The organism is Variovorax sp. W2I14, from assembly GCF_050435205.1.
GTDB lineage: Bacteria > Pseudomonadota > Gammaproteobacteria > Burkholderiales > Burkholderiaceae_C > Variovorax > Variovorax paradoxus_C.
The window spans coordinates 2,331,332-2,353,216 of sequence record NZ_JBNDJX010000001.1; the positions used below are offsets into that span (position 1 = coordinate 2,331,332).

Genomic DNA, 21,885 nt, shown 5'->3' on the forward strand with positions numbered 1-21,885 from the left:
GCGACGGCCGGGATGTGTCAGCACCCCAGCCGTCTAACCACATGACGTGCAACAACTTGGAAAGAGAGCACAACAAATGGCTAAACGAATTATGGCCGGGCACCCTGCACCGGCACCCCGCGGCAAGTCCACCAGCGGCACCGCCCCCACCATCACGGACGGACCCAGCGCGGCAGACCTTCTGGAGAACAGGCTGGAGCAGTTGAAGTCGCTGCTGTGGTGCTGCTACAGCGAAGGCATCGACTGGTCCCACGGCGACGGGCCGAAGCATCTGGAGAACGTGATCTGGCTCGCGGCGGATATGGTGGATCAAGCGGCGGAGTTGCATCAGCGGTGTTTGGGCGAGCGGGCTGGGCAAGCCTGATTGATGTGGGCATGCTCCGGCTGACGGAGCATGCGCAGGAGCCCCCGAACGGCTGTCGCCTATGGCAGCATGCGGCGGCGGATTCAACCGGCCGCCACTCTCTTCTCATGAAGCATCACATGACGATTACTTCTGGTGTTCGCAAAGCCTTGATTGGCAGTCTCTGTTTGCTAGCTGGCGCGACTGCTTTCTCCCAATGGCCATCGCCGAATGTTCTGGATTTAGGCTACAAGACGCCAAGAACCGCTCTCCCCGTAGCTGCTTATCGGAATATGAGCACCACCGAATTCAGATCAATGGTACGCAAGGCTTTTCAGGAATCGGGTTTCACCCTTCGTTTCTGCAAATTCGCAAAAAGACAAGCCCACGGTTATTCGTTTTGAGTTGGTCGTCAATCCGAAAACGGAGATAAATCCGACGATCCTTGTGTCCATTGACGAGTCGCTGTTGGACAGTAGAAAAAATTGCAATCCGTGCTTTTTGAGATTCGCTGAAATCAGCAACGAGCAGGAAATGAAGGCGCTACCCTGGATGATGCAATACAAGCTGACCTCGCTTCTCTTACCGGCAATCGACAAAGCGTATTCAAATATCGAATTGAGCGGTCGCACTCATTTGGCGCCGTCGTTCAACTTTAATTACAAGCCCCAGTGGAAAGGAGAAAAAAATCTATTCGGCAACTCCTATATCGGCATCAGCTTGCCCGATCTCAAGGAGCGCCTGATCAATGCATACCGAAGTGCTGGCTTTACGCCGATTGAGAATGACGTCAACCAGAAATCTTCCGAACTCGATCTGATTTTCAGTTTTCCTATAGACCCTGCCAAAGACGGCGGCGCCGTTTACAAATTAAAAATCAACAGCCAGTTCGATGCAAACGGACACTGCTATCCGTGTGAGATCACTGAAAACTACGATCCCTACCAGCGACTTCCTCCCGCGGGTTTGTCTGGAGTTTTCGATCGCGCAACCTTGGAATCCAGATTTTCGGCCGCCAGGAGTACCGCGTTCGAAAACATGCGAATTGATCTTGAAAGCTATTTACGACCTCGCTCCGGATTTACAGTGCCAACCAAATTGGCACCTCTTGGGTCACCTCGCCCTCCGCCCACCCCGATCGCCGTGACATGACGACGAAGGTGCAGCACGTATTTAGCAATACCGGCATTGCAGCGACGCGGCACGAGCATTGGCTTGTTTTTATCAATTTATTTGTAGCTTTATCAGCCGGAGCACTGGCATCGCTGTCTGCCCCAATGATGCTGGCCGTGCTTTATATTGATATTTGGTTGTTTGCCAATCCTCATCTCGTTGCAACCTACACGCGCATTCGCCAGATTTCCCCGAGCATCAAAACTCATTGGGTTTTGATTTTTGCCGCCCCAGTTTTAATAGGGACAGGCTTGACGATCATCGCTCTCGCTTATGAAGCGGCCGGGCTACTGGCTCTCTACTTTGTGCTTCAGGCGTTTCACGTGACTCGCCAGAGTTATGGAATAGCAAGGCGCTGCGACCGCCGGCTGCAGGTGTCTTATCAAAGGCTGCCTTATTTTCTGATCTATATTTTCCCTGCATGGGGATATTTGCATCGCGGTGCACAGGCGCCCGATAGTTTCTTGGGGTATCCGATCTGGCTGCCACCTGTTCCGAAAGAGCTAGACTTTGCAATAGGGATTGTGGCTGTAATTGGCGCATTACTCTGGTTCGCACGCCTGTGGTATCGCAGGAGCGCACAGCAGGAAAATTTTCTCTTTAACAATTTTGTGTTCTCCCACTTATTGGTTTCGCTGGTCAGCTATATATTGATCAGCGACATTACCCTAGGCTGGCTGGTAGTCAATGTTTGGCACAATATCCAATATCTGATGTTTGTCTATCGCCAGCGGCGAAGCGATATCAAGGAGGGCAACGATGCGGGAGAATTGAAAAACACCTTAGCACCCCGAAAATCGTTGATCGAACTCCTGAAACGCCCGACCGTATTTTTCTCAGGATGTTTTGTTTTAGGCGCGATCTTTTACGTCGTAGCCGACAAGACTGGAGAAAGCCTGCTGTGGCTGGGCTTTCCGACCGTTCTTATTGCGCACCTTATTTTTAATTTTCATCACTATTTGGCGGACGGCCTCATATGGAAGCGTCGCCGTATTGGCGGACCCAAGAACGCCCGCGCCGCCCCCTCTAATTGAATGCCCCGTCCCTCGCGATCCATCCGACGGACACGGAAGGCATCGACGAGACGTGCTCAAGGTGAACCGATCTGGGCAGCTGACGTGCTCCGCACGGATCACTGACCAACAGCCAGGCAACACGACACGAAGCTTTAGCCCGCGTCATGCAGAATGCCGCGCGGGAACCGACGCTCCTACAGAAGCCGCCTTTGCTTGGAACGTCGCGATCAACGAAAAATATTCACAAAGATTGTTGGAGTGAGGGATGAACAAACTTGCTTGCCGGGCAACCGCGACGCTGCTGATGGTTGCTCTTGCTTCTTGCGGCGGAGGTGGCAGTGGAGGAGAAAGCGCCATCGGTTTGCCGGCAGGGCAGTCGCCGTCATCGCAGTCGATCAGTGACCCAGTCTCGACTCCGGCCGTAACCGCGAAGGCGGAACTGCAAGATTCGTCCGGTATTCAAGGGCTTTCAGCCGCACAAGCAGACTCGTCAGGTGGCGTAGCTGCCCTGCGCGGACAAGGCTTGGATGCGCTCTCGGAGCGCGCCCAAATGCGTGGTGCCGATTCCGGTTCGGTATCGGCGCGATTCGTGCCAGGCGGCGACCCTGAGCGCTATGTCGGCAGCTGGAGCGCATCCGACGGCAGCCCAGCGCGCTATCTATTGGTCGCCTCTGGCCCAGATGCCTTCGACACCGGGATTCTTTTCGAGCCCCTCACGCAAAGTGAGCAGGCCACCAATGGCGCGATGGTGCGTCTGAACGACGCCACCCTCACAGGCAACGGCGCAACACAGAACATCAACGGCGATGCGAGCTTCGCGATCGGGCGTTGGGTGACGGGCACCGCCACGCTGGGCCCCGGCAAGAACTATGTGCTCACGGGCGACTACAAGCGCACGTACCACTACCTCGCATTTAATGCGGTTCCATACATACCCCCCTGGGACAACGCTCCGCCACTCATTTGCAGCACCGGCGCCTTCACAACCCCGACCCATCTGGACAGTGGCCCGAGCAACGCCCCCCTCAATGGCACGGCGACTGGTTCTGCGGCCATCAGTTTCAACCACGGTGAGGCTCACATCACTGGCGCGATCAAAGTCATGGCCGGCGATGAAGCAGGTACGGTGCCTTTCAGTACCGGCGACCACCCACTCAACTCGTCGCTGTCATGGCAGTCGGCCTTCAGCACGGACAACACGACCGGCAGATGGTCCGTCTCCTTCATGCTTGGCGATGGCGAGATCTACGGCACCAAGATGATTGCGATCAAATACATAGCCGTCATGCTCCCCTCGCGCGCGCGCTACACCGGGGTAGCAAGCCTAAGCTGCAGGCCCACGCCGTAGCTTGGCTGCCGCTTCAACCACCGGAAGTGCATCCGACCTTGCTGATGAGGCACAACCGGGCATCGGCATCAACCGCTCTCGGAAGCGAAGCCACCAGCCTTGCCCTTGGCCTTCCGAACCAAGATCACAAGCCCCGAAATCAAAAAGTACACAGCCCCCACCGCCGCATACCCAGCAAACGTCTGCACCACAGGCGCCGCGCTCCCCTGCTGCGCCACAAAAAACCCGCCGGCCAGCGCCGACTGAGCCCCGCTGAGCATCATCACCCACTGCCCTTTGTCGCTCTTGCGCCGGCGAATCGCAGTCGCCAGTTGAAGCAGCCCCGCGACGATGGCCCACGCGCCGAAGATCGCCAGAATGAGCTGCAGCTTGAGCCCCAGCGAAACCGCGACGGCCACGGTGACCAGCGCGCTGATCCAGGCGTTCAGCACCTGCGTGGGGTTGGCCTTGGCGCCGCCCGTCATCCGCGCGTCCCACAGGTTGGCCAGCGCGTCCCATGCGGGGTAAATGACGAGCAGCGCGCTCGCCACGATGGGCGAGCCCTTGGCGACGGTGAAGGCGAGCGCGACCCACACAAAGGAAAAGGCGGCGCGCGTGAAGTAGAGCTTGCGCAGCCACGCGGCGCGTTGAAGAAGCGGTTGAAGTTGAAGTGGCGACTGGTTGGTGTCTGACATGGCAATGGCGGTCGAGGCCGCGAGATTGGAAAGAAGAGGAAGAAGAGAAAAAGCTCGTCGCCCCTGGTACGGAGCGGCTGCAGCCAATTCTGTTTGGCCCCTCCCAATCGCGGTATCGGTCGAATGACCGACAAGGGCGCCTCGAAATAAATCGACTGTGCGATCCTGTGCTTTTGCCCGTCCCCACCGCCTCCGTGATGCCAGACGACACCACCATCGCCGTATTCGACGCCGTGCGCGCCCTTGCCTTCATCGGCGACCTGAGCATGGGCCAGCCGACCGACCATTCGCTGCGCACCGCGTGGCTCGCGGGAATGATCGCGACAGAAGCCCGCTGCGCCCCCTCGCAGGTCGAGGCCGCCCGGCACGTCGCGCTGCTGCGCTGGTCGGGCTGCACGGCCAATGCGCAGGAGTTCGCGGACTTCCTGGACGACGACGTGCAGGGCCGGCAAGCCATGCTCGCATCGCAGAAGCCGCGCGCACCGCAACAACATCAACAACATCAGCCGCGCAGCGCGGCCATCCCGAGCGCGATGCTCGACATGGCCAACATCCATTGCGAAATCGCCGGCGACATCGCGAACACGCTGGGCCTCCTCCCCGACACCGAAGCGGCGCTGCGCGCGATCTTCGAGACCTACGACGGCGGCGGCGTGCCCGGCCTGCTGCAAGGCGACGAGGTGCCGCTCGCAACTTACGTCGTGGCGCTGGCCAGCGATCTCGAAATCTTCAGCCGCCTCTACGGGCTCGACGAAGCGCTCACGCTGGCCCGCGGACGCGCGAACAGCGTGTACCCCGGCGCGCTGGTCGATGCCAGCACGCCACACGTCGCGACGTGGATGAAAACGCTAAACGCCCCCACCCCGCCGTGGACCGACGCGGCCGACCAGCCCGCATCGATGCTGCAGCGCGTCGGGCTGGAGCTGGTGGGCGACGTGATCGATCTCAAGCTGCCCTGGATGACGGGTTACTCCCGCCGCGTGGCCCAGCTGGCGCGCGACGGCAGCGCGCACGCGGGGCTGGACGAGGCGCTGTGCCAGCGCACGTACAAGGCCGGGCTGATCCACGGCATCGGCCGCGCGTCGGTGCCCAACGCGATCTGGAACGCGCCCGAGCCGCTGCCGGCTTCGTCGCTGGAGCGCATGCGGCTGGTGCCGTACTGGACCTCGCGCGCCGCCGGGCAAATCGACGGGCTCGCGGCCGAAGCGGAGATCGCGTCCTTCGCTTTCGAGCGGCGCGATGGCTCGGGTTACTTCCGCGGCCGGTCGGGCACGGCGATGCCGCTGGAGGCGCAGTTCGTCGCGGCGGCCGAGCGGTGGGTTGCTCTTCGCACGCGGCGTCCGTGGCGGGCGGAGTTCAGCGAAGCGGAGGCGCTGGAGTGCATGAAGGAAGACGTGGAGGCGGGGCGCTTCGATCAGCACGTTGTCGATGCGCTGCTTGCCTGCGCGATGTCGCATGCGCCTTCGAGATCCGCGGCGCCGCAACAACAGCGCGGCGAACAGGCTTTGTCGGAGCGCGAGCTGGAGGTTCTGCGCTGCATCAGCAAGGGCGAGAACACCAAGGAAGTCGCTCGCGCGCTGGGCATCAGCCCGCGCACGGTGCGAACGCATGTCGAGCGCGTGTTCCTCAAGCTCGAATGCTCGACGCGCGCGGCCGCGACGTTGAAGGCGGCGACTCGCGGGCTGATTTGACCTCGGGCTCCGGCCGATAGCGGCACGGGTGGAGCGAACTGCGAGGGCGCCGTGGCGCCCTTTTCCTTTTCTCTAGTGCAACCGGGATGCGGTTCGGGCCGAAGTCGAAGGACTTCGCAATCTGGATCGCGCCCGCCCCGCTGCGCAAATTTTCATCGTCACGAACGCTTCATGTCGGCACTAAAGAATCGCGCCGTCAAAAGACCTGAACACGACCTGACCAAACGATGAAAACCGCAAAAAGCACGCCCTTCCCCACCGTCCCCCTCGATCTTCCCCAGCGCCGCACCTTCCTGCGGCAGAGCTTCGCCACCGCGGGCGTGGTCACGCTCCCGGCCTTTCTCGCGGCCTGCGGCGGTGGCGGCAGCAACGGCGTTGCCTTCCCGCCGATCGCCGGTGTGCCGCCCGCGCCTTCGCCGGCTCCGGCACCGACACCTCCTGCCCAGCCCCCGGTCGAACCGCCCGTCGTCAAGAAGAGCCCCTTCGCGGAGTTCTCGGCGCTGCAGCCCGCCGATGCCAACGGCGTGATGCTGCCCACGGGCTTCACCTCGCGCATCGTTGCGCAGTCGGGCGCCATCGCCGCAGGAAGCTACACATGGCATGGCTCGCCCGATGGCGGCGCGACCTACCCGACCGCCAACGGCGGCTGGATCTACGTGAGCAACTCGGAAATCAGCAAGGCCGGCGGCGGTGTCGGTGCGTTGCGCTTCGATGCCAACGGCACAGTGGTCGATTCGTACCCGATCCTGAAAAACACCTCGACGAACTGCGCGGGCGGCCCCACCCCCTGGAACACCTGGCTGTCGTGCGAGGAGCATTCCAGCGGCATGGTGTGGGAGTGCGACCCCACCAAGCCCTGGGTGGACGCGAGCAGCGCCCCGAGCCTGCCGGCGCTGGGCCTCTTCGCGCACGAGGCGGTGTGCGTGGACCCGGTTCACAAGACGCTTTACCTGACCGAAGACGCATCCCTCGGCCGCGTCTACCGCTTCGTCTGCGATGCGAGCGACTGGCCCGAAGGCACCCCGCGCGCTGCGATGAAGACGGGCCGGCTGCAGGTGCTCAAGGTCAAGGACATCGCGGACGACATCGACCTGGCCGATCCGGCCAAACCGTATCCGAAGGACTTCGGCCAACCTTTGGCAGTGGAGTGGATCGATGTCAACGACCCCGACATGGCGCAGGCCGGCGTGCGCTCGAGCATGCGCGCGGCAGGCCGCACGCCGCCCGGTGCCGGGTTCAGGAAGGCCGAGGGCATCTGGTTCTTCAACGGCATCGTGTACTTCGTGACCTCGTACAACGCGCACATCTGGGCCTACGACACGCAGAACCAGACACTCGAAGCGATCTACGACGGCATGAACAAGGACCCCGCCACGCACTCGATCGACGAGCCGGACAACCTCACGATCTCGGCCCTCGGCGACATCCTGGTGGCGGAAGACGCGGGCAACCTGGAAATCGGCGTGCTGCGGATGGAATCGGGCACCTCCCAGCCACTCGTGCGCCTGGTCGGCCACGACGACAGCGAGGTCGTCGGCCCCGCCCTGTCGCCCGATGGCAAGCGGCTGTACTTCAGCTCGCAGCGCGGCACCGGCAAAGGCGGCATCACCTTCGAGATCACCCTGCCTTCTGCGGCGAAGTAAGACAAGGCGAGAGGCGAGGCGTTCGCCCGGCACGGCGCAGGAAGACTGATCAACGGTCGATCCTGCGGCCGATGCGTTTGCCATATGGCGCGGCCGCGGTTGTCGGCGTAAGCTGAAATCCGGCCGACCAGCCAAGGTGATGGCCCCAGCAACCACCGCTGTGCCGACTTGTACGAAAGGACCTCCCATGTTGTCCGACTCGTCTGTCACGACCATGCTCCCCGTCAAGGACATGGACCGCGCCCGCGCCTTCTACGAGGGTTGCCTGGGCCTGAAACCCGGAGGCCTCCGGCCCGACGGCAAGTTCGTCTACGCGGTGGGCGGCAGCACGCTGTCGCTGTTCCCCAAACCGGAGGGAACCAAGGCCGACCACACGGCGATCAGCTTCCAGGTCGACGACATTGCCGCCAGCATCGCGAACCTGAAGCGCGCCGGCGTGGTGTTCGAGGACTACGACTACCCCGAGCTGAAGACCGTCGACCATGTTTGCGTGCTCGGTTCGGAGAAGGCGGCGTGGTTCAAGGACACCGAGGGGAACTACCTCTGCATTCACGAGGAGATTGCAGAGGGGTAGCTGCGATGCGTCGAGCGCCGGTCGGACGGCGTCCGGGAGGCGCCGAATTTTTGCGGCACGATGCAGTCATTTGTGAACTGGCAATGACCTTGTCTACCCGGGCTTCTCAGGCCATTTTCTCGCTGCTTCTTGTCGGACCACTCGTTGCGGTTGTGTTTGTCTTCTACAAACCGTCGAGCGAGATGCCGCCCTTCTTCCTGCCCCTCCTGTCGCACGTCGAACAGATAGCAACCTCTGCGGGAGGTGCCATCGTCAAACCGAAATGCACGTGGTCTTCGAAGAATGGGTACACCGTGCAATGCCCGCTGTCGGGAACGAAGGGAACGCAAGTCCGAGCCGCCTTGCAACAAACAGGCTGGCTGCAGACGAGGACCCGGCGTGCGTTGGGCGGTGACTCGAGCTATTCATATGCACGCGGCGAGCAGTGTGCGCAAGTCGACGAGAGCGCGGACTCGTCTCGCTTGTGGCTGTCCGTAGGATGCTATGGCTAGACGACTCTGACGCCATTCGGACAATGAATTCATCCCCAACTGACCTCTTCATCGACCAAGGTTATCTACGGCTCGAAGGCTTCCACCCGAAGAAGCAGGTGGCGAGCGTCAGGCAGAAGCTCCTGGACGAGCTCAAGCGGCTGAAGGCGTTGCCCGGAGGAAAGAGCCTGCCGGGCTCGCTGCAACGGCTCCCCGTTTTCCAGCAGATCGGAAAGCTCTCGGCGCTCGTCAAGGTTCCCGGCTTGGATCAGGCACTCGTAACGCCCGACCTCATCGAATACATCACCCGACTTGGCGGGCGCGCGCCCTCTGCCGTTCAGGAAACACAACTACTGCTCTCACCGCCGAGCCAAGGCGCCTCGACGCTCGAGGGATTGAACTGGCATGTCGATGTGTCGGCGCCGACGCAAGGGCCGCTGCCCGGTATCCAGGCTTTCTTCCTCATCGATGACGTGGCACCCGGCGGAGGCGCAACCCTTGCGTTGGCCGGCTCGCATCGCGTCGGCACGCCGGGGCAAGCCTCGGCCTCGCGGCTCCGGGAAGTGTTGAAGACGCCCGGAGACCTGGCGCGAAGTCTTGAGCAACTGGGCATCGGCATCGTCGAGATGTCGGGCCGCGCGGGCGACGTGTTCCTGATGGACCTGCGGCTCTTGCACACGCCATCGGTCAACGCAACGAAGAACGTGCGGATGATGGCGACGGCCCGCTGCTTCTTCTCCAACGGCACCTGAAATCCCCGTCGCCGCACGGCAGGCAAGACGGGCTTGCGCACGGTTGGACATAGGCCGTTTGGACGACTTCATCCGCCAAAAGAACCCGATAAGAATCCGTGCTTTCGGCTTCACTGGAGTGCCGCGATGTCCCTGACTTTCCACGATGGAACGAGTCTGCTCTATCGGAATTACACGAACCACAGGGCGTGGAACAGCACGGCCCTGCTGGGGCTGAACCCGGGTCGCAGCTACGACAAGATGCTGATCGACGACTACAACAACGAAGCCAAGATGAGGGAGCTGTTCTCGCGTCCCGGCGCGCAGAACTGCTGTCCGGGCGGCGTGGGCGCCAGCAGGCTGGGCGACTATGTGAATTCGGATGTGCGCAACGTGATCGTCGTGAAGGGCCTGCACCAGTGGGTCGAGAAGGTCGGCACGGGCAGCGCGCGCTGGGGCTCCAACTTCCAGCTGCACATCACCTTTGGGCTGGACGGCCAGCTCTGGCACCTGTACGCCACCTACTACGGCGACTCGCAGAAGGTCACGTTCAGCAGCCAGTGCTCGGCGGGCGAAAAGGTCTCGCACACCGACCACGAAGGGTTCAGCAAGCAGGGGCGCAGAAAGTAGAAAAAGAAGAAGGGGAAGAAGAAGCAGGCGAGCGCACGCTCTGTGCGCTGGCTACCCACACGACGGCTCATCCCGCGTCGGGAGGCGCATCCTTCTTCAGATCGGCGAACTTGGCCGCCATCGTAGGGTTGCCGCGCGTCAGCTTCTTGATCGTCACGTCCTGTGCCTTGTCGTTCGCGAGGCGAAGGTTGCGGTCGGTGCCGAGCAGCGCCTCCTTCGTTTTTTGCAGATGGTCGATCGACTTGTCGATCTCCTCGATGGCGGTCTGGAAGCGCCGGGAGGCCAGGTCGTAGTTCTTCGCGAATGCGTTCTTGAACGTCTCCAGCTCGTTCTCGAAGTTGGTGACGTCGATGTTCTGCGCCTTGAAGAGCGCCAGCTCCGACTTGTACTTGAGCGAGTTCATCGCGGCGTTCCGCAGCAGCGTGATGATCGGCAGAAAGAACTGCGGCCGCACGACGTACATCTTCGGGTAGCGGTGGAACACGTCGACGATGCCGGTGTTGTAGAGCTCGCTGTCGGGCTCCAGCAGCGAGACCAGCACCGCGTATTCGCAGCCCTTCTCGGTGCGGTCCTTGTCGAGCTCCTTCAGGAAGTCTTCGTTCCTGTTCTTCGTGGCGGTGCGGTCGCTCTCGTTCTTCATCTCGAACATGATCGAGACGATCTCGGTGCCCGCCTCGTCCGCGTCGCGAAAAACGTAGTCGCCCTTGCTGCCGGAGCGCGCGTCGTTGTCCTTCTCGAAATACGCCCTCGGAAACGCCATTGCCCGGATGCGGTTGAACTCGGTTTCGCAGTGCTGCTCGAGGGTCTCGCCGACCATCTTGGTCGAGAGGCGCGCCTTCAAGTCTTTCAGGCGCTCGATCGCGTCGTCGCGGTCCTTGATCTGCGTTTCGTACTTGTCCTTGAGCGACTTCTCGGCGAGCTGCTTTTCGAGTTCGGCGCGTTCAAGGCCGCTCCTGAGTTCGTCGCGCTCCTTCTCGACCACGCTCACGGCCTGGGTGACCGCGAGCCGCTGCGCCACTTCGATGGCATCGAGCTTGGCTTTCAGCGACTGAATCTCCGCGTCCTTGGCGGCAGCGCCCCGCTCCAGTTCGCTCGCGTGCTTCGCCTGGGCCAGCTCGGCGGCCGCCCGCTTGTCTTGCCGGGCTCGTTCGAGTTCGCTGGCGAGCGCGTCGCGTTCCTTTTCGACGGCGCCGAGGGCCTCGCTCACGGCGAGCTTTCGCGCGACCTCGCCGGCATCGAGGCTGGCCTTCAGTTGCTGGATCTCGGCGTCCTTGGCTGCGGCGGCCGCCTGCAAGCGGCTGGCGGCCTGGGCCTGGGCGAGTTCGACGGCATTGCGCTTGTCCTGCGCGGCCAACTCGAGGCGCTCGTGCAGTTGCTTGTCGAAGTCGCTGTCGCGAACCTGCTTCAGGATGTCGGCATACCCGGCCTCGTCGATCTTGAAGGCTTTCCCGCAGTGCGGGCAGATGATTTCATGCATGACTGATTACTCGTGTGTGTGGGGTGCAACCGGCACGCGCGCGGCGGGCCTCGATTCGCTTCATGACCCTCGCGCCGTGATTGCCTCAGGGCCGAATCGTGCCACGAGGGCGAACGCCAGGCCCCGGACGAGCGGCTGCTTGCTGTCGCGGGCCAAGGCTAGACTTGTGCCTCGGCCAGGACCAGACACTCGCTGCGCCTCTGCCAGCGGTCAAGAACAAGTCCCTTCCCCTGGCCGCCATCACCCGCCCATGCACTCGACCGGAACCCTGCGCGGCATCGCCGCGATGCTGTTGGCTTGCGCCTTCTTCGCCTGCATGGACGCGCTGCTCAAGAGCCTGGCCGGACATTACTCGCCGGTGCAGGTGATGGCACTGCGCGGTCTCACGGCCTTGCCTTTGGTGTGCCTCTACATCGCCTGGCGGCGCGAGGCATCCGGCGTATTCAACCGCCGGACGCGCTGGCGTCTGCACCTGCTGCGCACCGTGCTCAACATGACGATGCTCGTGCTCTTCGTCTACGGCCTGAAATCCCTGGGTCTTGCCGAGGCCTACACGCTCACTTTCATCGCTCCGCTGCTGATGGTGCTCATCGCCGTGCCGCTGCTGGGCGAGTCGGTTCAGCCGCGGCACTGGATTGCTATTGGGCTGGGCTTCATCGGCGTCGTCATCGCGCTGCGGCCTGAACAGGGGGCCTTCCTCTCGACAGGTGCCGTGGCGATCTTGGTGGCCGCCGTCTGCTATGCCCTGTCGAACGTGCTGGGCCGGCTCATCAGCCGCACCGAGCCGAGCGCCGCGCTGGTCTTCTGGGCCACGGCCGGCATGGCTGTCGGCGGCGGTCTGCTGTCGGCGCCGCAATGGGTGCCGATCCAGGCCGGGCACGCGTGGGTGCTTGCGGGCCTGGCCATCAGCGGATTTCTGGGCCAATTGGCCATCGCCGAAGCCTTTCGGCACGGACAGGCTGCTGCCATCGCCCCCTTCGAATACAGCGCCCTCGCCTGGGGACTCCTGCTGGACTGGCTGTTCTGGCAAGCCACGGCCGATGTGTGGACGCTGGGTGGCGGCGCGTTGATCATCGCGAGCGGACTGTGGTTGGCGCGAAGCGAGGCGCCGAAGGCTGCGGGAAAGAAGCGGCAGGCGGCTTGAATTGCGGCGAAGCGCGTGTGCGAAGCCAGATGTTTTTGCGGCAAGTTCAAGCGCGGATCTTGAATGGCTGGATGACGGGTTGAGGCCGAGAGTTCTGGATGCGGTAAGCGGCTACAGCGGGCCAAAACCAGCCATTTAGCTGGTCACTTGAATGAACTCCGTAACCCTGGGTCGAGGGCAGGGCTCGTCGGTTTGCGCGTTTCGCTGCCCGCCCGCCTGCTCCAGGTACTCGACAAACCCGTCGAAGGCATTCAACAAGGGCTGGAACCGCGGTGCACCGCCTTCCAGTTGGCCCAAGGCGTAGCAGGTCGCCTCCAGCGTGGACAGTTGGTCGGGCCCATGGGCTTTGCGGATACGGTAGTGCGAAGGCGGCAGGTTGCGCAGGGCCAAGCGGGGCAACTGTTGCAGTGCCGGGCTTTGGTAGAGCATCTTTCGGCTTTTGCGCCAGGTGCCGTCCAACACAACCAGGCGCAGGCGCGACGGGGCTTGCGGCCACTCGGGCGGTAGCGGAGGTGGGACCCGCAGGTCCGGGGCGGTATCTTGCAGACTGTCCGGATACAGCAGCAGCGTGTGCTTGCCGTCCACCGGCCAGACGGGCACGGCAAATGCCTCACCCACCACCAAGCGGCAGTGCGCCAAGCTGAGGTGCAGCAGGCGGGCACTGCCTTTGGCCTGGTGTACCTCCAGCGGGTGCTGCAGCACCCATACCTCCACCGCATGGGCGGTGGGCACGACCCAGCGACAAACGCAGGCGCTGAGCGGGCGCAGGCAAGCGGTGCACTGGGGGCGTGGGACCAAAGCGGCGGACATGGCTGAATTTTATTCAGCGTGCCTGGCTGGACAATGCGTGGAAGGAGATGTCTCTTAGGCCCGAAACCAGATCTTGAGCGTCACATACATCGCATAGCCAAGGGCAAGCACGACCCACGTAAGGAAGAACACATTGGCCCAGTACTCCCCAGGCTGCGTCGCAAAGGTGTAGACCTGCATCTTGCAAGCCTTGCCGATGCATGACACCTCGCCTAGGACCAGTGCACGCAACAAGGCGAAGAGGAGGCAGCACCCCAAGACTGCGGTCACCAGAAATCCCACGGGCCCCACGATTCCTTCGGTGCGCTCGCTGTTTGCATTCCAGCGCTCTTTCCGAAGCAGGTTTTGCCCGAACCTGTACCAGGCAAATCCGAGCAAGAGCATCAGCGAGTAGTAAATGACGGTGCGCATGTCCAGCGATTCGTTGTGCTGCTGCGGGGCAGCAGCAAGTGAGTTGCCGGGATGCTATCCGACCAACGCGTGCGCATTGCCGCCCGCCACGCCATGTGCGATGGCACCTCGCCTGCCGGCATCGGTCATGCGGCTACTACGGTGCGTGCGGAGCTCCGAAGCAGACTCACCACGCTCCCGGCCAACGCGGCCAGCGCCGCGATCCCGAGCCCCCAATGCACCGCGCTCTGCGGCGACAGCAACGCGAATGCCAAGCTCATCCCCAGGCTGCCGAGCGTCAGCCCCGTGAGCCGCGCCGTGCCTTGCGCGCCACCGGCTGCGCCGCTGCGTTCCTTGGGTGCCGAGAGCAGCATGTTCTGGTTGTTGGGCGTCTGGAAGAAGCCGAAGCCCAGGCCGGCGAGACTCGTGAACACCGCGATCGGCAAGGCCGGGTTGCCATGCAGCGGCCACAGCGCGCACAAGGCCAGGCCCAGCGCAAAACACGCGCTCCCCGCCGCGCACAGCCAAGCGGTCGGAATGCGCTGGGCCAGGCGTGCCGACAGCGGCGCGGCCAGCATCACCGCCAAGGGCCAGGGGGTCATCAGGAGGCCGGCGGTCACCGCGCTCTGGCCGAGTTCGTGCTGGATGTAGAACGGCAGTGCGACAAGGGCCGCCATCTGGCCGGTGAAGCAGCACACGGAAGCAATCACCGACACCCGAAAGGAATGCACGCGCAGCAGGTCGAGCGGAATCAACGGTGCCGCCTTGGGCATCTCGCGCCGCACCAGCAAGACCATGCAGATGGCCGACAGCGCGAGCATCGCGCCGCCTTGCAGCGGATGCGCCACGAGCCGGTCGCATCCCATGACGAAGGCAGCAAACAGAGCCGCGTTCAGCGCGATGCTCCACACGTCGATCTGGCGCGCCGAGCGCTGCGGGCTCGGCAACGCGGCGCAGGCGACAAGCACGGCGAGGCCGATCGGCAGGTTCACCGCAAAGAGCCACGGCCAGCCTGCCACCGAGAGCAGCAAAGCACCAAGGGTGGGCCCCGCTGCCGAAGCGGCCGCGACGGCGAGCGCATTCCAGGCGATGGAGCGCGCCAGCAATCGGCGCGGATAGGTGAAGCGCAGCAACGCAAGCCCGAGCGGCATCACGGCCGCGCTACCCAGGCCCTGAAGGCACCGCGCGGCCACGAGCCATGGCAGCGACGGGGCCAGTGCGCACAGCACCGATGCGGCAGTGAACAGCGCCACGCCACCGGCGAACACGCGCCGATACCCGAAGCGCTCCCCGATGGCAGAAGCCGGCAACAGGAACATCACCACGGCGAGTTGGTAGGCGGTGACGATCCAGACGGCATCGGCGGGTGCTGCCTGCAATTGCTGCGCGATGCTCGGCAGCGCGATGTTGGCGATGGCGCCGTCGAGCACCACGAGCACACCCGCGCCCAGGATCGCGGCGACGGCCGCGAGGCGCCGGGGCAGCGGCAGGCCATCGGCGTCATGCACCGCGTTCGCCTCTGGGGCCTGAGCGGTGCGGGCCGAGGTGGAAGAAGAAGCGTTCGGTTGAAGCGTGGATGACAACATGATTGGCAATTGGAGGAGGCACGCTTTATCGCGTCAGGTCAGCTTAGGACCGCGCACACGGCTTGCCCAGCGCGTGGCGCGCAGCTTGTTCCTGCATGCGGCGCCTGTCGAAACTGGCGCAGCCGTGATAGCTTGCGGGCCATGCCAACAGACACCGACCTGAACCTGCTGTTCGCGTTGAACGCGCTTCTTTCCGAAGGCAGCGTCGCGAAAGCCGCCGAGCGCCTGGGCCTGAGCGAATCGGCCATGAGCCGCGCACTCGCGCGGTTGCGGGAATCGACCGGCGACGAGCTCCTGGTGCGCGCGGGCCGCGCGATGGTGCTCACGCCGCATGCGCTGGCACTGCGCGATCGCGTGCGGGAGTTGGTGCAGGAATCACGCGCGGTGCTTCACCCCGCCGGCGCCGACTTCAACCCGCGCACGCTCCAGCACCTCTTCACCATTCGGGCCAACGACGGCTTCATCGAGGGCTTCGCGCATCAGCTGGTGGCGCGCGCCGCGCACGAGGCGCCCGGTGTTCGCCTGCGCTTCGCGCCCAAGCCCAACAAGGACGTTCGGCCCCTGCGCGAGGGGCTGATCGACCTGGACATCGGCGTGCTCGGCGAGTCGGGTCCGGAGGTGCGGGTGCAGGCGCTGTTCCGCGACCACTTCGTCGCCGTGGTGCGCGAAGGCCATCCCCTGCTCGCCGCGCCCGGAATCACTGTCGAGCGCTACGCGGCCTGCGACCACGTGGTCACGTCGCGCCACGGCCGGACCGAGGGGCCGGTGGACGTCGCACTCGCGGCGATGGGCCTGGTGCGCAACGCGGCGGTCGTGGTGCCCAGCTTCAGCACGGCCTTGTCGATCGCGGCCGCGACCGACATGGTGGCGCTGATCCCCTCCTCGTACTTCGAACACCTGAGGGCGCACGGCACGCTGCACTCGTTTCCGCCGCCGATGCCGACAGCGCAGATCACCGTCTCACAGATGTGGCATCCGCGCCTGGACCGGGACCCTGCGCATCGGTGGCTGCGCGGGGTGGTGCTGGAGGTTTGCCGGCCGCTGAACGAGCCCACGAAAGCGTCGTGATCCTGCGTTCGCGCTTCGGCCTTGCACGTCGGCTTCGTGGCCCGTCCCCACTTGGCAGAAACCGAAGCTTCGTTGTCATTGCCGCGTCGACCGGCGGCTTCTAGACTCGCCGCTCGATCCGCGACCTGAACAGGTCAGGACGCCCATCCATTTTTTCCGCAACGCCCTGCACCAAGGAGTGAGCAGCATGTCATCAAAGCTTCGATTGAGGATCTCGATGTCACTGGACGGTTTCGTCGCCGGTCCGAACCAGAGTTTGAAAGAACCGCTCGGCACTGGCGGCGAGCAGTTGCACAAGTGGGTGTTCGGCCTGGAGGCCTGGCGGCGCCCGCATGGCATGGAGGGCGGCGTGGTCAACGAGAGCACGCCGGTGATGGAGGAAGTGCTCGCCAATATCGGAGCGACCATCATGGGCCGCAACATGTTCGGCGGCGGGAGGGGGCCGTGGAATACGACCGATCCGTGGAACGGCTGGTGGGGCAGCAATCCACCGTTTCGTCACCCGGTGTTCGTGCTGACGCATCACGCGCGCGAGCCACTGGTGATGGAGGGCGGCACGACCTTCACATTCGTCACCGATGGGATCGAAAGTGCGCTGGACCAAGCCCGGCGCGCAGCGGGCGGAAAAGACGTGGCACTCGCAGGCGGCGCCCATGTTGCGCGGCAATATCTGAAGGCCGGCTTGGTCGATGAAGTGCAGCTTCACTTGGCGCCGACGCTGCTCGGTAGCGGTGAGCGCTTGTTCGAGGACGCAGATGCACTGAAGGGCCTTGCGATGGTGAAGACGGTCGCGACGCCGGATGTTGTGCATCTGAAATTCGCGAGAAAGTAGAAAGAGAAGCAGAAGGCATCGGTCATTCTGGAGACCGCGTATCGACGTGTCTGGAGAACGTGATCTGCATTGATGCGGAGATGGTGAAAGCGCTTCGGGTTATGGCTTGTGCGCCCCTCGTGCGGCGCGCAAAATCGCGCTCCCGACCTGGAGGATGGAACATGACGATTCCGTACTTTGTCCTGACGCGCGATCAGCGCGAAGTTCCTCTGAATGTGCTTGGCACGCACGTCACCGTCCTGGCTTCGAATGCGGCAACCCAGAGCTATGGGATCACCTTTCAACAGGGCAGCGAGGGAACCGGCCCGCCGCCGCACAGCCACGATTGGGACGAATCCTTCTACGTCCTCGACGGCGAGATCGACTTTCACTGCGACGGGCGCGTGCACGCGTGCCACCCTGGAACGCTCGTGCATGTGCCGCGCGGAACGGTGCACGGATTTCAGTACGGCAAAGGTGGCGGGCGGATGCTGGAGATCACCGGGCAAGGCGCGTTGGCTGCTCAGATGTTCACCGCCATCGACCACGAGGTTCCGGCGGGGCCGCCTGATGTGCCGGCACTGCTGGCTGTTCTCGAGCGCCATGGGGTCACTGTGGCGGGTTGAGCGGCGCGCTGGGTTCGAAGAAATACGCGCAGCTCCGGCGGATGCCGCGCATCCTGAACGGCAGGCGGTGGGCCCGTCGCGTATGTCTGCCTGAGATGTGCTGCCGCTTCAATCGCAGCGGCATCCGGGGGTCTCTAGCGTGTGGAGCAGCGGCTGCGGATAAGGATTGCTGCAAAGAAGTTGGAGCTGCGGGCTGGCTTCGGCTCTCGGGCAGAAGCGGTCCTTTGGTCCAGCCTTGGTCCTCAGGAACGGGGCAACGCGCCGATCTGCTGCATCAGTCCGAGCAGGTCCGGTTGCCCGACTTCGGAGACGATCTTCCCGGTCGAGAATCGATAAATGTTCAGCGCTTGCACGGCAATCGTCTTGCCGGTGGGAGGCACGCCGAAAAAAGCTCCGCGATGCGTCCCACGCATCGTGAATCGCGCAGCGATGACATCACCTTCGATGACGGTTTCCTCGAGGGTCCATTGAACGTCGGGGAATCCGCCGCGCATCATCCCGATGATCTCCAGGTAGCCTTGTGGCCCGTGCACGGGCTCGGCGCGCCCAGGAACTTGAAACACGGCGTCCGGAGAAACCAACTCTGTGGCGAGCCGGGGGTCCGCTGTGTTGATGAACTCCACGAAGCGAGTCATGAACTGTCGGTTTGTGGATTGCATCTGTCGCCTCGGAATGTCTATCAGGATGGGACCCGGAGCTTGGTCCGCCCGGTACCCGCGTCCCATATTGTTCGAACTGCCGGCGTGTTCGACACGATCAAAGTCGGTTGCTGAATGGTCAATATCGGACAGAATGGGTCGATGCCGCGCGGAACGAGACCCATCGATATCGAGCAGGTCCAATATCGGCCTTCGGCCGAGAGCACACTGGATCTCGAGGTCTTCTCTATGTCGGACTTAAGACGAAGGGTGCCCCAAGCCCACCTCCAGCGTCACCACCGCTACGACTTTCACATGTTCGTGCACGTCAAACGCGGAAAATGCCGCGCCGTGGTGGATTTCAGGCACATCGAGTGTGGCGCGGGATCGCTACTGACCATCCGGCCCGGACAGGTTCACCGCTTCGGCCCGGGAAGCCGTTGGGACGCAAACCTTCTGCTGTTCAGACCCGAACTGCTGCAGGCTTCGCGAGGCGAGGAACGCCTTCAGATGCCTGAACTGATCGATGCGCTTCCTGGTCATCTGCGCCTCGATCGGTCGACCGGTCGGTTCTTGGCCGACACGCTCGCGCGGCTCGAGGAGGAGTGCGCGCTCGAAGCCCGGCAACCGCTGCTGAACTGGCTGCTCCAGAGTGAACTGGCAACGCTCGTGATGCGGCTGCACATCTTTCGCACCGAGCAACAGCCGCCCGCTGGCGCATCGGCCGACGCGCCGGAGCGCTTTCGTCTTTTCAAACGGCTTTTGGACGCGAAGGTGCATCAGTGGCATCACGTTTCGCGCTATGCACATGCCATGGGATGTTCTGAGAGGACTCTCACTCGCATCTGCAGTGCGGTGGCCGGCGTCGGTGCAAAGGCCTTTATTGCCTCGCGCCTTGCGCTGGAAGCCAAGCGCCTGCTCGTACATACGGAGATGCCGATTTCCGCCATCGCGCGGCAGCTTGGCTTTGACGAGGCGACCAACTTCACCAAGTTCTTTCGCAGCATTGAAGGATGCACGCCAGGCGAATTCCGCCGTCGGTTCGATGTCTCGTTGTAGTCTCGATACCCGTCGACGCGGATCGGACGTTGCATTCGGTCTCGCGCACGAGCTACCGGACTCTTGGCGTTCGAGCCCGAGCTGCGCTGTCTAGATGTCTGCTTTTTGGCGTGGCGAGTGGCAGTAACGGGCCCGAACCGGTTGTTCGATTTTCTCCGAAGCGGTCACTCGAAACGGCTCCGGCGTCTTCGTCTTCGCTTGTCGGCTGCAACCGTCACGGTTGCTGAACTCTTTGAACGGCTACTTGCGTCGGAGGTGCGAATCTTCGTAACGCTCCTTGTTTGCAAGGTTCTCCCAAACCACCTCACACCCATGTGGAAGCGCCGTGCTGACATCGCTGGCAGGTCTGCTTCCGTCATCGATCAAGCGCACGCGCTTAGGGCCAAAGACAACGGTATAGCTTGCGCCTGGCTCTGGAGCAAAGGACGCGATTGGTTGAACGACAGAGAAGGTATTTGTAGCGCCTGGGTAGGTCCCCCCGAACACTTCGAGTGTGTACTGCGGCATCGACACTCCGATGCGCCGACCTGAAGGGATGTTGATCTCAAGCTCCTTGACGTTGGGATAGCCTGCCACGCCCGCATTCAGCAGTCCTACAAATTTGGTGCCCTTTACGTCGCAGAGATCGCCGTCATGGAAATTCACATGCAGGTTCTTCGAATCAATGCCCTCGAAGGTGACCCGCAGCTTTGCAACGCCGCCTTCCTTTGGCGCTACGTAGTTCGGTCTGACGCTCTGACAGGCAACAAGCAGGAAAGCCGTTGAACAAGCGAGAGCCAAGAGGGACAAGCGACTGAATTGCATCGGAATATGGGGAAAGACAACTGGGAGAGCGAAGGTCCGGACGACCGCTTCTGGCCGATAGTACCCATCCACGATAGGTGCACCGACCGCCCGCAACCAATCTGAGCCGACATCGAAACATCAAGCGGGCGTCTGCTCGTAGTCGATCTACGTCACCCGGCATATCACTCGAAGACCTGCCCGCCACCGAATTTCAATCATCTCAGCCTCCACAACTCCCCGCAATCCACTCCCTCACCCACCGATGCCCCGCATCCCGATGCCGCCTTTCATGCCACAGCATCGCCATCTCATACCCCGGCACTTCCAGCGGCGCCTCCACCACCCGTAATCCTGGCGCGCCACGCGCCAGTCGCTCGGGCAGCATCGCCACCATGTCGGTCTCGGCCAGCACCGACATCATGAAAAGAAAGTGCGGCACCGACAGCGCCACGCGCCGCGCCAGTCCCATCTGCGCCAGCGCATCATCCGTTGGCCCGATAAAACCGCCGCCGCTTATCGACACCACCACATGCTCCATCGCGCAGAACTGCGCGAGCGTCGGCCGCCGCTTCAGCCGCGGGTGCCCCACCCTCCCCGCCAACACATAGCGCTCGTTGAACAGCACCCGCCGATGCAGCCCCGCCGGCGCGCCCACGCTCGTGTGAAAGAACAGATCGATCTCCCCATGCTCCAGCTGTCGCGCCATGCGCGACGGCACCGCCTCCACCACGGCCAGCCGCGTGTTCGGCGCTGCCTTGCGCAGCCCGGCGAGCGCTGGCAGCAGGATGGCCGACTCCGCATAGTCGGCCGCGGCCACGCGCCAGGTGGTGGTCGCTTCGGCGGGGTCGAAGGGCTTGGTCGGGGCGACAGCGCGGCCCAGTGACTCCAGCGCTTCGCGCAACGGCTCGCGCAGTTCGTCGGCGCGCGCGGTCGGCCGCATGCCGCGTTGCGCGGGCACCAGCAGCGGATCGGCGAACGCCTCGCGCAGCTTGGCGAGCTGCACGCTCACCGAGGGCTGCGAGAGGTTCAGCCGCTCGGCGGCGCGGGTGACGTTGCGCTCGGCGAGCAGCACATCGAGCGTGATCAAGAGGTTGAGGTCGAGGCGGCTGAAATTGTTCATGGCAATGGCTGGAATTCGAACTATTCATTTCCAATATATCGCCACCGCTCCTAACCTGCGTGCATGTTCTTCATTCC

23 protein-coding genes are annotated in these 21,885 nt (G+C 63.0%); 15 read left to right on the forward strand and 8 right to left on the reverse strand.

Going from position 1 to position 21,885, the window contains the following annotated elements; all coding sequences use genetic code 11:
* Positions 1-76: 76 nt before the first annotated feature.
* From QF040_RS10765 to QF040_RS10785, 5 genes are all read left to right on the forward strand, one after another.
* Positions 77-364: a hypothetical protein gene (locus tag QF040_RS10765; protein ID WP_429611005.1), complete on the forward strand. Its 288-nt coding sequence runs from the start codon at positions 77-79 to the stop codon at positions 362-364.
* Positions 365-483: 119 nt separating this feature from the next.
* Positions 484-747: a hypothetical protein gene (locus tag QF040_RS10770; RefSeq protein WP_429611006.1), complete on the forward strand. Its 264-nt coding sequence runs from the start codon at positions 484-486 to the stop codon at positions 745-747.
* A 130-nt stretch (positions 748-877) separates the two neighbouring features.
* The gene (locus tag QF040_RS10775) at positions 878-1,495 is read left to right on the forward strand and encodes a hypothetical protein (RefSeq protein ID WP_429611007.1); all 618 of its coding nucleotides are present in this window, start codon (positions 878-880) and stop codon (positions 1,493-1,495) included.
* Entirely contained in the window at positions 1,492-2,550 is a 1,059-nt protein-coding gene (locus tag QF040_RS10780; RefSeq protein WP_429611008.1) for a hypothetical protein, read from the forward strand. Before QF040_RS10775 ends, QF040_RS10780 begins: the two co-directional genes overlap by 4 nt.
* Before the next feature lie 247 nt (positions 2,551-2,797).
* Positions 2,798-3,880, forward strand: a complete 1,083-nt coding sequence (locus QF040_RS10785; protein WP_429611009.1) for a hypothetical protein — start codon at positions 2,798-2,800, stop codon at positions 3,878-3,880.
* A 68-nt stretch (positions 3,881-3,948) separates the two neighbouring features.
* Here QF040_RS10785 and QF040_RS10790 read toward each other — a convergent pair whose 3' ends face one another.
* Positions 3,949-4,554 carry a DUF308 domain-containing protein gene (locus tag QF040_RS10790; protein ID WP_429611010.1) on the reverse strand — a complete coding sequence of 202 codons (606 nt, stop codon included), beginning with the start codon at positions 4,552-4,554 and terminating at the stop codon, positions 3,949-3,951.
* Positions 4,555-4,751: 197 nt separating this feature from the next.
* On the opposite strand from QF040_RS10790, the gene QF040_RS10795 reads away from it, so the two are divergent.
* The 5 genes from QF040_RS10795 (at position 4,752) to QF040_RS10815 (ending at position 10,293) form a co-directional block, all read left to right on the forward strand.
* Complete coding sequence (locus QF040_RS10795; RefSeq protein ID WP_429611011.1) at positions 4,752-6,245, forward strand: HD domain-containing phosphohydrolase; 1,494 nt, start codon at positions 4,752-4,754, stop codon at positions 6,243-6,245.
* 227 nt (positions 6,246-6,472) lie between these two features.
* Positions 6,473-7,888, forward strand: a complete 1,416-nt coding sequence (locus tag QF040_RS10800) for an alkaline phosphatase PhoX (protein ID WP_429611012.1) — start codon at positions 6,473-6,475, stop codon at positions 7,886-7,888.
* Between the two features lie 187 nt (positions 7,889-8,075).
* Positions 8,076-8,462, forward strand: a complete 387-nt coding sequence (locus QF040_RS10805) for a VOC family protein (protein WP_307505081.1) — start codon at positions 8,076-8,078, stop codon at positions 8,460-8,462.
* Positions 8,463-8,940: 478 nt separating this feature from the next.
* Positions 8,941-9,684, forward strand: a complete 744-nt coding sequence (locus QF040_RS10810; RefSeq protein WP_429611013.1) for a phytanoyl-CoA dioxygenase family protein — start codon at positions 8,941-8,943, stop codon at positions 9,682-9,684.
* A 126-nt stretch (positions 9,685-9,810) separates the two neighbouring features.
* On the forward strand, positions 9,811-10,293 hold the full coding sequence (locus tag QF040_RS10815) for a hypothetical protein (protein WP_013542197.1): 483 nt from the start codon (positions 9,811-9,813) through the stop codon (positions 10,291-10,293).
* Between the two features lie 67 nt (positions 10,294-10,360).
* On the opposite strand, the gene QF040_RS10820 is transcribed toward QF040_RS10815, so the two are convergent.
* A complete protein-coding gene (locus QF040_RS10820) occupies positions 10,361-11,770 on the reverse strand; it encodes a DUF2130 domain-containing protein (protein ID WP_429611014.1) in 1,410 nt (469 codons plus the stop codon).
* A 250-nt stretch (positions 11,771-12,020) separates the two neighbouring features.
* Here QF040_RS10820 and QF040_RS10825 point away from each other — a divergent pair, with 250 nt between their 5' ends.
* Positions 12,021-12,914, forward strand: a complete 894-nt coding sequence (locus tag QF040_RS10825; RefSeq protein ID WP_429611015.1) for a DMT family transporter — start codon at positions 12,021-12,023, stop codon at positions 12,912-12,914.
* 135 nt (positions 12,915-13,049) lie between these two features.
* Here the strand turns inward: QF040_RS10825 and QF040_RS10830 are convergent, their stop codons facing one another.
* From QF040_RS10830 to QF040_RS10840, 3 genes are all read right to left on the reverse strand, one after another.
* The gene (locus QF040_RS10830) at positions 13,050-13,724 is read right to left on the reverse strand and encodes a tRNA-uridine aminocarboxypropyltransferase (protein ID WP_429611016.1); all 675 of its coding nucleotides are present in this window, start codon (positions 13,722-13,724) and stop codon (positions 13,050-13,052) included.
* 54 nt (positions 13,725-13,778) lie between these two features.
* Complete coding sequence (locus QF040_RS10835) at positions 13,779-14,135, reverse strand: hypothetical protein (RefSeq protein WP_429611017.1); 357 nt, start codon at positions 14,133-14,135, stop codon at positions 13,779-13,781.
* Between the two features lie 125 nt (positions 14,136-14,260).
* The gene (locus QF040_RS10840) at positions 14,261-15,700 is read right to left on the reverse strand and encodes an MFS transporter (protein WP_429611018.1); all 1,440 of its coding nucleotides are present in this window, start codon (positions 15,698-15,700) and stop codon (positions 14,261-14,263) included.
* A gap of 141 nt (positions 15,701-15,841) precedes the next feature.
* On the opposite strand from QF040_RS10840, the gene QF040_RS10845 reads away from it, so the two are divergent.
* The 3 genes from QF040_RS10845 to QF040_RS10855 all read left to right on the forward strand — a co-directional run bounded on the left by QF040_RS10845 (position 15,842) and on the right by QF040_RS10855 (position 18,205).
* Positions 15,842-16,768 carry a LysR family transcriptional regulator gene (locus QF040_RS10845; protein ID WP_429611019.1) on the forward strand — a complete coding sequence of 309 codons (927 nt, stop codon included), beginning with the start codon at positions 15,842-15,844 and terminating at the stop codon, positions 16,766-16,768.
* A 187-nt stretch (positions 16,769-16,955) separates the two neighbouring features.
* Positions 16,956-17,600, forward strand: coding sequence for a dihydrofolate reductase family protein (locus QF040_RS10850; protein ID WP_429611020.1), 645 nt, complete (start codon positions 16,956-16,958; stop codon positions 17,598-17,600).
* A gap of 161 nt (positions 17,601-17,761) precedes the next feature.
* Entirely contained in the window at positions 17,762-18,205 is a 444-nt protein-coding gene (locus QF040_RS10855; RefSeq protein ID WP_307599927.1) for a cupin domain-containing protein, read from the forward strand.
* 242 nt (positions 18,206-18,447) lie between these two features.
* Here QF040_RS10855 and QF040_RS10860 read toward each other — a convergent pair whose 3' ends face one another.
* Positions 18,448-18,840 (reverse strand): ester cyclase, encoded by a 393-nt coding sequence (locus QF040_RS10860; RefSeq protein WP_307644161.1) that lies wholly within the window; start codon positions 18,838-18,840, stop codon positions 18,448-18,450.
* A gap of 165 nt (positions 18,841-19,005) precedes the next feature.
* Between QF040_RS10860 and QF040_RS10865 the strand changes: the two genes are divergently transcribed.
* Positions 19,006-19,902 carry an AraC family transcriptional regulator gene (locus QF040_RS10865; protein WP_429614641.1) on the forward strand — a complete coding sequence of 299 codons (897 nt, stop codon included), beginning with the start codon at positions 19,006-19,008 and terminating at the stop codon, positions 19,900-19,902.
* A gap of 240 nt (positions 19,903-20,142) precedes the next feature.
* Here QF040_RS10865 and QF040_RS10870 read toward each other — a convergent pair whose 3' ends face one another.
* Complete coding sequence (locus tag QF040_RS10870) at positions 20,143-20,706, reverse strand: hypothetical protein (RefSeq protein ID WP_429611021.1); 564 nt, start codon at positions 20,704-20,706, stop codon at positions 20,143-20,145.
* 202 nt (positions 20,707-20,908) lie between these two features.
* A complete protein-coding gene (locus tag QF040_RS10875; protein ID WP_429611022.1) occupies positions 20,909-21,808 on the reverse strand; it encodes a LysR family transcriptional regulator in 900 nt (299 codons plus the stop codon).
* Positions 21,809-21,885 lie beyond the last annotated feature (77 nt).

What these genes read in the sequence shown, in the direction of transcription:
- QF040_RS10765 (WP_429611005.1), top strand. Translation starts at nt 77, where the DNA reads ATGGCTAAACGAATTATGGCCGGGCACCCTGCACCGGCACCCCGCGGC.
- QF040_RS10770 (WP_429611006.1), top strand. Translation starts at nt 484, where the DNA reads ATGACGATTACTTCTGGTGTTCGCAAAGCCTTGATTGGCAGTCTCTGT.
- QF040_RS10775 (WP_429611007.1), top strand. Translation starts at nt 878, where the DNA reads ATGAAGGCGCTACCCTGGATGATGCAATACAAGCTGACCTCGCTTCTC.
- QF040_RS10780 (WP_429611008.1), top strand. Translation starts at nt 1,492, where the DNA reads ATGACGACGAAGGTGCAGCACGTATTTAGCAATACCGGCATTGCAGCG.
- QF040_RS10785 (WP_429611009.1), top strand. Translation starts at nt 2,798, where the DNA reads ATGAACAAACTTGCTTGCCGGGCAACCGCGACGCTGCTGATGGTTGCT.
- QF040_RS10790 (WP_429611010.1), bottom strand. Translation starts at nt 4,554, where the DNA reads ATGTCAGACACCAACCAGTCGCCACTTCAACTTCAACCGCTTCTTCAA.
- QF040_RS10795 (WP_429611011.1), top strand. Translation starts at nt 4,752, where the DNA reads ATGCCAGACGACACCACCATCGCCGTATTCGACGCCGTGCGCGCCCTT.
- QF040_RS10800 (WP_429611012.1), top strand. Translation starts at nt 6,473, where the DNA reads ATGAAAACCGCAAAAAGCACGCCCTTCCCCACCGTCCCCCTCGATCTT.
- QF040_RS10805 (WP_307505081.1), top strand. Translation starts at nt 8,076, where the DNA reads ATGTTGTCCGACTCGTCTGTCACGACCATGCTCCCCGTCAAGGACATG.
- QF040_RS10810 (WP_429611013.1), top strand. Translation starts at nt 8,941, where the DNA reads ATGCTATGGCTAGACGACTCTGACGCCATTCGGACAATGAATTCATCC.
- QF040_RS10815 (WP_013542197.1), top strand. Translation starts at nt 9,811, where the DNA reads ATGTCCCTGACTTTCCACGATGGAACGAGTCTGCTCTATCGGAATTAC.
- QF040_RS10820 (WP_429611014.1), bottom strand. Translation starts at nt 11,770, where the DNA reads ATGCATGAAATCATCTGCCCGCACTGCGGGAAAGCCTTCAAGATCGAC.
- QF040_RS10825 (WP_429611015.1), top strand. Translation starts at nt 12,021, where the DNA reads ATGCACTCGACCGGAACCCTGCGCGGCATCGCCGCGATGCTGTTGGCT.
- QF040_RS10830 (WP_429611016.1), bottom strand. Translation starts at nt 13,724, where the DNA reads ATGTCCGCCGCTTTGGTCCCACGCCCCCAGTGCACCGCTTGCCTGCGC.
- QF040_RS10835 (WP_429611017.1), bottom strand. Translation starts at nt 14,135, where the DNA reads ATGCGCACCGTCATTTACTACTCGCTGATGCTCTTGCTCGGATTTGCC.
- QF040_RS10840 (WP_429611018.1), bottom strand. Translation starts at nt 15,700, where the DNA reads ATGTTGTCATCCACGCTTCAACCGAACGCTTCTTCTTCCACCTCGGCC.
- QF040_RS10845 (WP_429611019.1), top strand. Translation starts at nt 15,842, where the DNA reads ATGCCAACAGACACCGACCTGAACCTGCTGTTCGCGTTGAACGCGCTT.
- QF040_RS10850 (WP_429611020.1), top strand. Translation starts at nt 16,956, where the DNA reads ATGTCATCAAAGCTTCGATTGAGGATCTCGATGTCACTGGACGGTTTC.
- QF040_RS10855 (WP_307599927.1), top strand. Translation starts at nt 17,762, where the DNA reads ATGACGATTCCGTACTTTGTCCTGACGCGCGATCAGCGCGAAGTTCCT.
- QF040_RS10860 (WP_307644161.1), bottom strand. Translation starts at nt 18,840, where the DNA reads ATGACTCGCTTCGTGGAGTTCATCAACACAGCGGACCCCCGGCTCGCC.
- QF040_RS10865 (WP_429614641.1), top strand. Translation starts at nt 19,006, where the DNA reads ATGCCGCGCGGAACGAGACCCATCGATATCGAGCAGGTCCAATATCGG.
- QF040_RS10870 (WP_429611021.1), bottom strand. Translation starts at nt 20,706, where the DNA reads ATGCAATTCAGTCGCTTGTCCCTCTTGGCTCTCGCTTGTTCAACGGCT.
- QF040_RS10875 (WP_429611022.1), bottom strand. Translation starts at nt 21,808, where the DNA reads ATGAACAATTTCAGCCGCCTCGACCTCAACCTCTTGATCACGCTCGAT.